Here is a 13,183-nt window from a genome sequence, read left to right on the forward strand (position 1 = left end):
CTATGTAGACGGTATTAATGATACCGTTATTGAACACTGGCGTGAGGTACGGCGGGTTGAGAAGTTATAACGGTATTTTGAAAGCCGTCAATATAATAGGATATAATACAGATTGCTTATTTCAGGTTTCGACAATAAATGATAATATTTGCATATATAATCCACTTAAATATAGGCTGAGTTCCGTACAATTCATTTGTCCGTCATTATGCCATAACAGAGTGGAACTTCACTTAAGCATAAGAGCTCGAAGTGTTTCATTAAGCGAAGGAGCGGGGTCATGAAATCATTCCTTTCATTGGTGCTGGCAGGCTTGATCGTTGCAATGACAGGGTGCAGCAAGCAGCCGGTTCCTTCAACCGGAGAAGCAACGCTCCAGGAAACGCGCTCGGACGAGCCGTTTACGTTGCGCGTCTCTTACTGGGCCGCGGATACGAACGGGTACTTCGACGCAGCGGAAAAAAAGTTCAAAGAGAAGTATCCTAACGCTACGATTCAGTGGCAGAAGCTCGACGAGAAAACTTTTACCGAGGTAACCGATGAGGCGCTGCAAGCAGATCAGGCGGCCGATATAATTTTCAATCAAAAAATAAAAGAGTACGCGAAAGCGGGATACCTGCTGGATTTGTCCGATCAGCCCTGGGTAAACCGGATGATCGATTCGGCCAGGCAGACCGTTTCCTACGAAGACAAGACATACGGCGCCGCGTTGGACGTAAGTACCTTCGGGGTGTTTTATAACAAAAAAATATTCGATGACCTCAAGCTGCAGCCGCCTAAAACATGGGACGAGTTTATCGCTCTTTGCGGTAAAATCAAGCAAGCGGGCATATCGCCGATTATAGGCGGGTTTAAAGACGCATGGACCATTCAAGGGGTCTATCTGCCCATTGCCGCGACGTCGGAGTTTCTGCTTAATCCCGGCTTTGAGACGGATCTGTATGCAGGCAAGACGAAGATTGACGGACCTGAAGTACGCGATGCGCTGGAGAAATTCACCCAATTGGCGCACAACGGCTTCTTCAACCCGGATGCTTTGCAGATCGGCTACGATGAATCGACCCAGCAATTCATCGACGGGAAAGGCGCCATGCAGGTCATGGGAAGCTGGACGCCGGGCGTGATAGACGGCAAGACAGCCGATTTTAAGCTGGGTTTCTTTGCTCTACCCGATCAGAACGGCAAAGCGGTTATGGCCGCAGCCCCGGACAAGCAGGCCGCGATCCATGCGAAGACGGCTTATCCCGTTCAGTCGAAATATTTATTGTCGATTTTGCTGGACAAAAGCATGCTGGCGATTTACAGCAAAAATCTGGCTTTGTCCGCCTTTAAAGACGTGATTGCGGAATATTCCAATCCGGCGATGAAGGACGTGCAGAAAGCGCTGCAGATTTATCCGACCTCGATTAATCCGGGGCATCTGTTCACCGCATCGGCGAATGCTTCGATTAGTTCGGCGCTAATTCGCATTTTGGAAGGCAAAGATCTGCAAGATGAACTGAAAGAGGCCGATACGAACTATATCAAGGATAAGGCGACTATCATTTTGGATTAAGGAAGATCAGCCGGTGCAGAAGATAAAGCGATTGCTTCGGATTCAAACCTTGAAGGGGCGGTTGCGGTTTTTTGGGATTTTTTTGGTGCTGGCGGTCGGATTGCTGACGATCGGCGCTTATTCCATTACCGAGTATCGCCAAACCGAAAAAAATTTGATGGATTCGATGCGGAAGAGCGGCGCGATTCAGCAGACCGCCATCGACGGCTGGTTCGCCGAACGGGCGGCGGAGATCCGGAATTTAGCCCATTTGCAATCCGCAACCATGCTTCAGAAAGACAGCTTCCAAAAGGATTTGGCCTTCTTTGCCTCGAATCAGCAAGAGTTTGAGTCGATTTCTTTTGCTAACCAAGAGGGGATCGTGGAATTCAGTACGATTAACCAAATCGGCGCCTATTTTTCGGAGCGCACTTTTTATGAAGAAGCGTTGAAGGGCCGCGAATATATCTCCGATGTTCTCGTTGGGAAAGTTTCCAACCAACCGAACATTCTATTTTCTTCTCCCGTTTACGATGAGGGGAATCATTTTCAGGGCGTCGTGTTCGGCTCCGTTACCCTCAGAACGATCGATCAATTAATGGAGCAATTTCGAAACGGCAGAAGCGGCGAATCTTACTTAATCGACCGCGACGGCTATATGATTACGGAATCAAGATTTAGGGATACGGGGAAAAGGTTGGAATATCGCATCGATAGCGAAATTTTGCAAAGAGCGTTCGAAGGCGCCGGTACTCGCTCGTCCTATAAGAATTATCGTAATAAATCAGTGTTCGGCGGGTACCAGTTCGTAAACAAGGGGAAATGGATTGCCGTCAGCGAGATCGAGGTGCGGGAAGTTTTTCGTTCCTTCTACATCCAGATGTTAATCGTAAGCATGATTATTTTCAGCGTGCTGGCCTTTGGCATTATGGTTATGCTCAAAGTATCTTCCGGCATCGAAAGGCCGGTTCATTATCTGCTTAGAGGGGTTAACCGGATCGAGAGGGGCGATTACGATAGCCATATCGAATTCGACAGCCTATCGGCTCCCGTTGAATTGGTTAGGCTTTGCGAGTCGTTTAATCAAATGGCGAGAACCATTAAGCATAAACAGGGCGAACTGACGCTTCAGACGGAAGAACTGGCTCGTTCCAACGCCGAGCTGGAGCAATTCGCTTACGTGGCCTCGCACGATTTGCAAGAGCCGCTTCGGATGGTCGCCAGCTATGTGCAGCTATTGGAGAAGCGGTATAAGGGGCAACTGGGGCAAGATGCGGACGATTTTATTCATTATGCCGTTGACGGCGCCCACCGTATGCAGAATTTGATCAACGACTTATTGGCCTATTCCAGAGTGGAAACAAAGAGGAGAGAGTTCAAAGCCGTAGATTGCGAGGTTGTATTGCGGCACGTTCTGGCGAATCTGCAGACCGCGATGCAAGAAAGCGATGCGGTGCTGACGCACGACGCGCTGCCGACGATTATTGCCGATCCGACGCAGATGGCTCAATTAATCCAAAACTTGCTCGGAAACGCCATTAAGTTTCGCGATCCGGGCAGAGCGCCGAAAATCCATATCGGAGTCGAGCGTCAAAAGGAAGAATGGTTATTCTCGGTACGGGATAACGGCATAGGCATCGACCCGAAGTATCGGGATAAAATTTTCCTCATTTTCCAAAGACTGCATAACAAGACGAAATATCCGGGAACCGGGATCGGTTTATCGATTTGCAAAAAAATCGTGGAACGCCATGGCGGGAAAATTTGGGTGGAATCGGTGCTGGGCGAATCAACTACGTTCATTTTCAAGATTCCAGACAAGAGGGAGACAACATAGAAATGGCAGTCAGCATGCAAGGAAGTCCGGTCGAAATTCTTCTGGTGGAAGACAATCCGGGGGATATCCGACTCATCGTCGAAGTATTGAAGGAGGGGAAAGTTCAGAATTGTCTTCACGTGGTGGAAGACGGGGAGCAGGCTTTGGCTTACCTTCGCCGTCAGGGCGAATATGAGAAATCGATTAAACCGGATGTCATCTTATTGGATTTGAATCTTCCCAAAATCGATGGTCACGGGGTGCTGGAGGCGATCAAGAAGGATGATTCGCTCAAGCATATTCCCGTCATCGTACTGACGACTTCCGAAGCGGATCAGGATATATTAAAGGCCTACAATCTTCATGCGAATTGTTATATCAGGAAACCGGTCAACCTGGATGAGTTTCTAACCGTAGTCAGATCGATTGAAAATTTTTGGCTTTCCATCGTCAAACTGCCAGGGGGATATGTCGGATGAACGAAAACGATCCATTTGATATGAAGACTATCAAGGTCTTATTGATCGAAGATAACCCTGGGGACATGCGGTTGATCCAGGAAGCTCTGGCTGATTACGATAATGCGGAGTTTGATGTTCACTGCGCCGATTTGTTGGATACGGGCATCAAGCTGCTTGAGCAAAGCTCTTTCGACGTGGTCTTGCTTGACCTTTCTCTTCCCGATAGCCAAGGAATAGACACGATTACGGCCGTGCGCGAGTATGCGAAGGTTGTTCCGATCGTTGTATTGACCGGGCTTGACGATGAGAAGCTTGCGCTTAGTGCCGTACAGCAAGGCGCACAAGATTATTTGATCAAAGGCCAGGTAAACAGCGCGGCGATTATGCGCTCCATGCGTTACGCGATCGAACGGAGCCGGCTGCAGGATCAGCTGTATCATATGAGCATCATGGACGAGCTTACGGGACTTCATAACAGACGAGGCTTCTTCACTTTGGCCGAGAACTACGCGAATGCGGAACGTCAGAGGATGAGGGGATATTTTCTCGTTGTTGCCGATTTGGACGGAATGAAGCAAATTAACGATTCCTACGGTCATCCTATGGGAGATTTAGCGTTAATCGATACAGCCCGCATCTTGAAGGATGTTTTTCACCAATCCGATATTATCGGCCGCATGGGCGGAGATGAATTTGTCGTTATCTTTTCCGCGGATCTTGCGGAAGGAGCGAGCTTCGAGACGGTTGAGCGGGAAATTATGAAGCTATTGCAGCAAAGGCTCGACAGCCTTAATCTGACCGCCGGACGCAGCTACCCCCTCTCGATAAGTATGGGAATCGCTTATTGCAATCCGGATTCCCCCTCAGCCTTGAATGAACTGATCGTACAAGCGGATCAGCGCATGTATGCTGTCAAGAAGGGGAAATCCAAAGCCGCGACTACCCATTGAACGGTATTAATGGCGAAAAAGGAGCTTGGCGCAGATTGCGCCGAGCTCCTTTTTTTCTCTCCATCAATCGCTTGCTTATTTCGTTCTTCCATACTTTTTGCCATACCGGACTATGGTCCGATACAGGCTTTTGTCGGCAAGCGACTTCAGTGCGTTGAAATTCGGCCGGGTGTTCGCCTCCAGAATCCACAGCCCTATGGTATCACTAGAACGGCCCCCGAAGATGCCTCTATTATTTTGGGTCCATAAGCCGATTTCATTTCTTAACCAATGGGTTAATCTATTAAAATAGATCATCCGTATGCTAGGGGGCATCATCATGAGAAAACTAGCCGTTATTGTCTTCGTCATCTGCTTATCTCTATGCCTGACGCCTGCTTCTACGCGGGTTCTCGCCGATAGCGGAACAGCTGGCTTCAAGGATGTGGCCGCCAATCACTGGGCTCTCGGATCGATTAAATGGGCCGTGGATCACAAGATCTTGAGCGGCTATCCTGACGGAACGTTCAGACCGGAGAAGTCCGTCACGGAGCCGGAGTTTCTCGCGATGCTTTTTCGCGCTTTTCCGGATATCGCGATTCCGCCGACTGATGCGGGAGAGTCCTGGTATACGCCCTATTTTTCGCTCGCGGATACGAATAATTGGCCGGTGTGGCAGGAGACCGACGGCGCCAGGTTTGACAGGGGCCGCGTGGCGCAGGTGCTGGCCGCGACGCAAGGCAAGCTCCTCGTCACCGATGAGGCCGTACAGTACTTGCTCGATCATGATCTGGTGAACGGCAAAACATCCGCTACGGTAGCCGGGTTCGGAATCTCGGACAAGCTGAAGCGGGCGGAAGCGATTACGTTAATCAAAAATCTGAAAGACCGGGGATACGCGCTGACTCGAGGCGTCGGCAACGTTTCCGATATTTTGATCGAAGGGTTCCAAGTCCGCGGCATTGCGATCGGAGACAGCGAAGCGAGCGTAATCGCTAAGCTGGGCAAGCCGGCGCGCAAGGATGCCAGCGAATACGGATTTCAGTGGTACATCTACAACAATGACTATTCGAAGTATGCGCAAATTGGTATTAAGAGCGGCAAGGTGGTCGGGCTGAATACGAATACCGCTCTTTGGACATCGAAGGAAGGCATTAAGCTGGGTTCGACTTTGAGCCTTGTACGCACGACGTATGGAGAAGGGCTGGATTATATCCTAAAAGGCAACACGAGATTTAATATCCAAGAGGAATCGAAGCAGGAAGCGCCGATCTATCTGATCGATGGCCAGTATGTCACGTTTTTTATCGACATCCATGAGAACAATACCGTTACCGCGATACAACTGATTGACCGGGATACCGAGCTGTCGCTGCGGGACTTCTATGGTCCGCCAAGCGAAGCACTGCGCACCGCCTACGAACGGGAAGCGTTCGATCTGGCCAATGCGGTGCGAGTGAGAATGGGCATGAAGGCGTTCGCTTGGGATGACGCCGTCGCCGAGACGGCTCGGAAGCACAGTAAGGATATGGCGGTTAATGATTACTTCGATCATCAAAATAAGCAAGGAAAAAGTCCGTTCGATCGTATGGAAGCGGATGGAATCTCGTATCGGGCTGCAGCGGAAAATATCGCGGCGGGTCAGACGAGCGCGATATTCGCCCACGAGGCTTGGATGAACTCCATGGGGCATCGGGAAAATCTTCTCGGCGACCGAACGACGCGGCTTGGTGTCGGGGTTTACATGGGAGGCTCCATGCACGTTTATTATACGCAAAATTTTTATTCGCCTTGAGAGCGTTAATAGACTTCTATACTCCACAAAGCGCCTGTAGCATACCCATTTTCTATGCCCCAAAATCGATCTTTCTTTCAGCTTACTTTCAGCCCATCCTCATCTTGGGTTAAGTTTGATTCCTTATTATCTTAATCAGGCACAAGGCATTGCAAAGCATACATACATATTTATTGTGGAGTGTGACGCAGGATGGTTCATTTTGACACCCCTTACGCGACGGTTACTTGGAAAGAAGACATTCAAGCGGTATTCGTGGAATGGAAAGGTTTTGCTCAAGGCGAGGACTACCGTATGCCCTATGAAAAAGGTCTAGAGTTATTGGTGCAAAAGAAAGCCCGGAAATGGCTGCTGGATTCCCGTATGACATCCGTTATCCATGCGGATGACCAAGTCTGGATCGCTCAGGATTTTAACCCCCGGAACCATGCTGCCGGAATGAGGTACATCGCAGCGGTCACGCCGGAGAAAGTAATCGGCAGGACAAGCGCGAGGAAAGCGGTGGCCGCGGCTCGCGATACGGTCGAGTTCGTCTTCGAAAACTTTGAAAGCATGGAGGAAGCGGAGCGCTGGTTGTCCGAAGTCGATTAAAATGATCGTTGATTAAAGGCGCAAGCTGTAAAAAGCTTGGGTCTTTTTGGTTTGTTTCGAGATTGTTATTCGGGTTTGACAAGACGGTTAAAATTGGATAATCTGACAGTCGAAGCGTTCAAGTCGTTCTTGGCCTACTATGGATAAGATAGCAGCTGAGCGGAAGAGAGTAGGGGCTGCGGAGCGACGTGCCGCCGCCGCAGTCATCCTACGTTTCGCATCGACGATCTCGGCTTTCGTCTTGCTAGGACATTGTAAAGTTCAAGGTCATCGGTCTGAAAGTCCAAATCGAGTTCTTCCTTTCATGGAATTTCCGAAGGCAAACCGCTAGCGCACATCGTCAAACAATCGGAATGCTGACGCAACGCGGCGATTGTTATGGCATGCGGTGTCTTATATATGATGGGATAATCTACCTCATCGTATTCCGCGCGTATTGGAAAAGCCAGCTTCTCTTCATCTATGGAGAACTGAGCGTCTACGCCCGGTTTGTTTCCTCGCGCATCTAAACGGATCCATGCTCCGATAGAACGAAGAAAAACGGCGTTTAACGCATGGATCGCGTAACCGGTATCCGGAGTATTCCCTAAAGTCAGACGTTGGTAGCAGAATCCGGCCGGTATTCCTTGATGCCTTAGCAAAGCGCACAGTAAATTCGATTTGGCATAACAAATCCCTTCGCCGAGCAAAAGGACTTCGGATGCGCTGCACGTGATGCGCGAGCTTTGGATATCCTTTGAATGCGAAATGCGATCGCGAACGAATTCGAAGGCGATCTTCACGAAATCGATTTCATTTGCCGATCCCCCCCTATACGAGTTTCACTCTCCAATAATTATTCAACAATTTGAATAATAATTCAACAGAAACTCATGTGCGATGCCAAGTCGAACGGATTCGAAGTTACAATGTTTTATTTCGGACATCGAATCCATTCCTCATTGGGTTGAATGCATTGTGGAGAGATTAAAAGAATTGTAGGAACAGCCAAGTAGCTCAACTGCAGTACGTCGACAGCGATGAAATCAGGGGTTCGCCTAACAATTCGTTCACGTATCGGGGCTAATCTTTATATAAACTTTTCCATTTCATTATGCTTGACAATAAGCCGAAGTTTACGAGAAAATTGTCTAAATATGTCGAAGACCAGTTTGGAGCGTGACTAATGATGATCCTGCATACCAAGCTGCATATACCGCATTCCCGGCGGGAAATACTTATCGACCGTCCTAGGTTGATGGAGTTGCTAAATGAAGGATTAAAAGCGAAGCTTACTGCGGTTACGGCTCCGGCGGGATACGGCAAGACGACAGCCTTAAGCGAATGGGCGCGGCAGTGCGGCTGTCCCGCGGCCTGGATTTCCTTGGACCGGTATGATAACGATCTCGTTCAATTTTGGAGCTGTGTGATTGCGGCTGTCGAGCAAGTATGCCCGAGCTTTGGGGAAGCGCTGTCATTGCACGTGGAGCACATGAAATCGAGCGGTTATGATTCTTTTATTGCGGCGCTGCTAAACGAATTAAACGATATTCCCCGTGAACTGGCGCTTATTCTTGACGATTTCCAGGTGATAGAGCTTTCCTCGATTTACGATTCTGTTGCATACGTGCTTGAACATTTACCGCCGCATATCCATTTTTATACCGCCAGCCGTTTCGATCTCCCATTTCCTACGGCAAAATTGCAAGCCAAGGGGCACTTGCAGAAAATATACGTGCAGGACCTACGGTTTCAACGGGAGGAGGGAATCCGCTACTTACATGACTGCATGCGTATATTGTTGTCAAGAGAGGAAGCGGATCTGCTCGTTCATCGTACGGAGGGCTGGGTGAGCGGGCTTCATCTCGCGGCTCTTTCTTTGAAAAGAAGTGCGGACCCGTCCGGTTTTATTCGTGATTTCGGCGGCCAACATCGGGATATTTCCCAGTATTTGCTGGAAGAGTTGCTTGAGCGGCAATCCGAAGAGATAAGCGACTTTTTACTGCAAACGTCGATCACAAGCCGAATGAACGATTCGCTTTGCGAGGCTATGACCGGGCGGGCAAGCTGCGGGGACCAACTCGAAGCATTGAAGCGGCAAAATATGTTTATCATCCTGCTGGATGAGATAGGCGAATGGTATCGGTATCACCATTTATTTGCCGATTTTTTGCAGCAGCAGTTCCGCCGGAAGCAACCTGACAAGTGGGCCGAAACGCATGCGAATGCGGCGCGTTGGCTTGGAGCTAACGGATTTTATGAAGAAGCGATCGATCATTTCCTCGCGTGCGGGAACTATACGGAAGCCACTTCCTTGATCGAGGGGAATTTGAGTAAATTGCATTTGAAGCGGACAATGGTACAGCAGTGGCTTAGCATTCTACCCGAGTCTGTTCTGGATACGAAGCCCGGGATTCAATGCCAATATATTAAAATGCTGTCCGAAACCGGCGAACTGGCGCTCGCTGAAACGAAACTGAAAGCGATCCAGAATAAACTGTCTGAACCGGATTGGCAACCGTGGAAGAGCTTCTTGCTGCTGATCGCTGCCGAAATCGCGTTGTACCGCAAAGACATTCCGAGAACCTCGGAATATCTGGAAATGTATGAGCAGCACGCGCCGGAAGGCAGCCCTTTGCAGATGATCGCGGGAAATACGGCGAGGGTCAATTGCTATACTGTGTTAGAATATTTCGACGATCTGCATGAGGCAGATGCGTTCTTTCGCAGATGGATCGAGGTATGGGGTAAAAAGGAAAATTATCCTTTTGCGGGTTATCTGTACCTTGCGTACAGCAAGCTCTTATATGAATGGAATCGTTTAGACGAGGCAGAAATGTATGCGGAGCGAACGTTTTGGCAGAAGCCTATGCAGCCCTATGCGCGGATTTTGGTTCAGGCTGCGGTTGGCGCTGCGCGGATTCGCTACGTGAAAGGAGATGCGGAAGGCGCGGCTGAACTGCTTGAACAGGTGAAGTCGAAGCTTCATTCGCCGGACAATCCGCTGTTCTTCCAAGAGTTGGAAACGGAGCGAGCGGCGTTGTCGGTGAACGAACCCTCTGCGGACGAAGCGGCCGCCTGGCTTCAATCGTGCGGATTAGCGCCTTCCGACAACGTACCGGTGAATCGGGTAAGGGAATATCTTCATTATGCCAGAGCGCTGATCGCATGCGGACAGGCGGACGAAGCCATGGGTTTGCTGGACCGAATGTATCGGCTTGTTCGACATGAAGATCGGCTTATATACGTCATTCAGGTGCTGATTGTGCAAAGCAAGGCGCTTCACCATCAACGGGATACACCTCATGCGCTCATGAAGCTGGAAGCCGCCTTGCACTTGGCTGAGCCGCAAGGCTATATCCGCAGCTTCGTCGATGAAGGGGCGACTATGGCCCAGTTGCTTGCCGAGTATTTGCATTGCCGGCAAACCGGTCATATCCGCGAGTCTTTATCGGTATCGTTGCTTTACGTGAAAAAGCTGCTGCTGCATATGAATGTCCGAAAGAGCGGCGCCTCGGATTCTCCTTCTCCATTAACGATGCAGGAAACGAAGATATTGCGAATGGTTCATGAAGGGCTAATGAGACGTCAAATTGCCGAGAGAATCAATGTGACCGACGAAACCGTCAAAAAGCACATGAAAAATATATACAAGAAGCTGGATGCGAGCAGCAGAATGCAGGCGCTGCAGCGCGGCAAAGAGTTGAATTTACTGTAACACATAGAGCTTGCATTCCCCCCCTCCTATTCCCCGTCTTGGGGAATTTTTTTTTGTCGAAATAGCCCTTATAGTGGTAATGGTCGGCGAAAGCTGCGTCAAAAAAAGCACAATATAGACGGCAAAATTTCGTGAGGTGAACGAATGAAACGGTATTATCGTAAAAAGGATTTGGTTTTTCTTGTATTTATACTCATGTTGTCACAATTTGCCGTATTTCCGCATGTTGGATATGCGGCCGCCAGTTCGGTTCAGTCACTGGCCGGTGGTAATTATCACAGCTTGGCGCTAAAGAGTGACGGCACGCTGTGGGCATGGGGGGATAACGATTATGGTCAATTGGGTGATGGCACGACGACCCGTAGGTATACACCCGTTCAGGTGCTAAGCGGTGTTCAGGCCATCGCTGCTGGAGCTAGACACAGCTTGGCGCTAAAGAGCGACGGCACGCTGTGGGCATGGGGGGATAACAGTGTAGGTGATTTGGGCGACGGCACGACGATCGATAGGCATACGCCTGTACAGGTGCTAAGCGGTGTTCAGGCAGTGGCCAGCAGGGGATTTCACAGCTTGGCACTAAAGAGCGACGGCACGCTGTGGGCATGGGGGGATAATGCCTATGGTCAATTGGGCGATGGCACGACGATCAATAGCAGTACGCCCGTCCAAGTGCTAAGCGATGTACAGGCCATCGCTGCTGGATTTAATCATAGTCTGGCGGTAAAGAGCAACGGCACGCTGTGGGCATGGGGGGATAACGATTGGGGTCAATTGGGTGATGGCACGATGACCCGTAGGTATACGCCCGTACAGGTGCTAAGCGGTGTTCAGGCAGTGGCCGGCGGTGGAGCTCACAGCTTGGCGCTGAAGAGTGACGATACGCTGTGGGCATGGGGGTATAACGGTGACGGTGAATTGGGCGATGGCACGACGACCAATAGCATTACACCCGTCCAAGCGCAGGGGTTGAGCGGTGTACAGGACATCGCTGCCGGATATTTATTCAGCTTGACGCTAAAGAGCGACGGCACGCTGTTGGCATGGGGGGATAATAGCAGCGGTCAATTGGGCGATGGCACGGCGGCCGATAGCAGTACACCCGTCCAAGTGCTAAGCGGTGTTCAGGCAGCGGCCGCTGGGATTGTACACGGCTTGGCGCTGAAGAGTGACGGTACACTGTGGGCATGGGGGTATAATGGCAGCGGTCAATTGGGCGATGGCACGGTGGGGACCGATAGATATTCGCCCGTACAGGTTGTATTCCCGCAGACGGATGCGGAAGCGGTGGCAGCGGACAAAGCGACGATGGCAATTGGTTATGCGGCGGGAGACAGCGCGTCTGGTGTGACGCAGAACGTGACGCTGCCGACCGGCGGCGCGAGCGGTACGACAATTAGTTGGACGTCGGACAATACGGCGATCACGGTTAGCGGCAGTAACGGCGCAGTGACCCGTCCGGGCTACAGCGCGGGAGATGCGACAGTGACGTTGACGGCGACGATCAGCAAAGGCGCGGCGACAGATACAAGGATATACGTTCTGACCGTAATCGCGCAGGAAGAAACAGCGAGCAGCAATGCGGATTTGAGCGGGTTGACGTTATCGAACGGCACGTTAAGCCCGGTTTTTGCAGCGGGCACGTTAAACTATACGGCAAGCGTAGCGAACAACGTTTCGGCGGTGACGGTAACGGCGACAGTGTACGATGTCGTCAATGCTACAGTGACGGCAAGTGTTTACAATGGCGCTGGAATGTTAATGAGCGGTCCGATCAGTCTGACGACCGGTGCCCCGTCCGGTTCGCTTCCGCTGAACGAGGGGAACAATACGATCAAGGTGGTCGTGACGGCGGAGGATGGCACGACGCAAACGTATCTCGTGATTGTGTCGCGCAACTCTGACACGTCTTCTCCGGGTCCGACCTCCACTGGCGGCATATCAGACAGCTCGACAGAATTCCTCGTCATTATAAACGGCAAGGAGCATGGACAAATTGTCGAGGAGGCGGTGACCCAAGAGGGCCGGCAAAACGTGCTGACATTGACTGTGGACGCTTCCCGATTGGCGGACTTGCTTGCGAAAGAAGTAGACAAGTCGGTCGTTATCATTCCTGCTGCGTTGTCAGAGAACGCGGAGAAAGTGACGGTGGAATTAACCGGCGACGCGGTGAAAGCGATGGAAAACAAGCAAGCCGACTTGGAAGTGCAAACGGCAAACGGGAACTACAAGCTGCCTGCAGCGCAGGTCTTTATCGACCAAATAGCGTCGCAGCTTGGCGGGCAGGCGAAGCTGTCGGACATCGTCATTCATGTGAGCATTGCGAAAAGCGACGCGGAGAAGGTCAAGCTTGTGGAAAGTAC

8 protein-coding genes and 2 pseudogenes are annotated in these 13,183 nt (G+C 50.6%); 9 read left to right on the forward strand and 1 reads right to left on the reverse strand.

What is annotated here, in order from left to right; translation table 11 throughout:
• Positions 1 to 280: 280 nt before the first annotated feature.
• The 7 genes and pseudogenes from ACFPPD_RS21590 to ACFPPD_RS21620 all read left to right on the forward strand — a co-directional run.
• Positions 281 to 1,555, forward strand: a complete 1,275-nt coding sequence (locus ACFPPD_RS21590; RefSeq protein ID WP_209750451.1) for an ABC transporter substrate-binding protein — start codon at positions 281 to 283, stop codon at positions 1,553 to 1,555.
• A gap of 13 nt (positions 1,556 to 1,568) precedes the next feature.
• Positions 1,569 to 3,371: a sensor histidine kinase gene (locus tag ACFPPD_RS21595; protein WP_209750452.1), complete on the forward strand. Its 1,803-nt coding sequence runs from the start codon at positions 1,569 to 1,571 to the stop codon at positions 3,369 to 3,371.
• A gap of 2 nt (positions 3,372 to 3,373) precedes the next feature.
• Entirely contained in the window at positions 3,374 to 3,829 is a 456-nt protein-coding gene (locus ACFPPD_RS21600) for a response regulator (RefSeq protein ID WP_378083298.1), read from the forward strand.
• Positions 3,787 to 4,761, forward strand: a complete 975-nt coding sequence (locus ACFPPD_RS21605) for a GGDEF domain-containing protein (protein WP_209750454.1) — start codon at positions 3,787 to 3,789, stop codon at positions 4,759 to 4,761. The genes ACFPPD_RS21600 and ACFPPD_RS21605 overlap by 43 nt, the downstream gene beginning before the upstream one ends.
• A 319-nt stretch (positions 4,762 to 5,080) precedes the next feature.
• Positions 5,081 to 6,535: a CAP-associated domain-containing protein gene (locus tag ACFPPD_RS21610; RefSeq protein ID WP_209750456.1), complete on the forward strand. Its 1,455-nt coding sequence runs from the start codon at positions 5,081 to 5,083 to the stop codon at positions 6,533 to 6,535.
• A 192-nt stretch (positions 6,536 to 6,727) separates the two neighbouring features.
• A complete protein-coding gene (locus ACFPPD_RS21615) occupies positions 6,728 to 7,126 on the forward strand; it encodes a hypothetical protein (protein WP_209750458.1) in 399 nt (132 codons plus the stop codon).
• Positions 7,127 to 7,285: 159 nt separating this feature from the next.
• Positions 7,286 to 7,384, forward strand: a pseudogene (locus tag ACFPPD_RS21620) (formylglycine-generating enzyme family protein); the annotation flags it as partial.
• Positions 7,385 to 7,428: 44 nt separating this feature from the next.
• On the opposite strand, the pseudogene ACFPPD_RS21625 reads toward ACFPPD_RS21620, so the two are convergent.
• Positions 7,429 to 7,923 (reverse strand): annotated as a pseudogene (locus ACFPPD_RS21625) (transglutaminase-like domain-containing protein); the annotation flags it as partial.
• A 368-nt stretch (positions 7,924 to 8,291) separates the two neighbouring features.
• Between ACFPPD_RS21625 and ACFPPD_RS21630 the strand changes: the two are divergent.
• Both ACFPPD_RS21630 and ACFPPD_RS21635 read left to right on the forward strand, forming a co-directional pair.
• Positions 8,292 to 10,823: a winged helix-turn-helix domain-containing protein gene (locus ACFPPD_RS21630; protein WP_209750460.1), complete on the forward strand. Its 2,532-nt coding sequence runs from the start codon at positions 8,292 to 8,294 to the stop codon at positions 10,821 to 10,823.
• Between the two features lie 282 nt (positions 10,824 to 11,105).
• Positions 11,106 to 13,183 (forward strand): RCC1 domain-containing protein (locus tag ACFPPD_RS21635; RefSeq protein ID WP_378083302.1); only part of this gene is annotated, 2,078 nt, incomplete at its 3' end.

It is taken from the genome of Cohnella suwonensis, assembly GCF_042655365.1.
Lineage (GTDB): Bacteria > Bacillota > Bacilli > Paenibacillales > Paenibacillaceae > Cohnella > Cohnella suwonensis.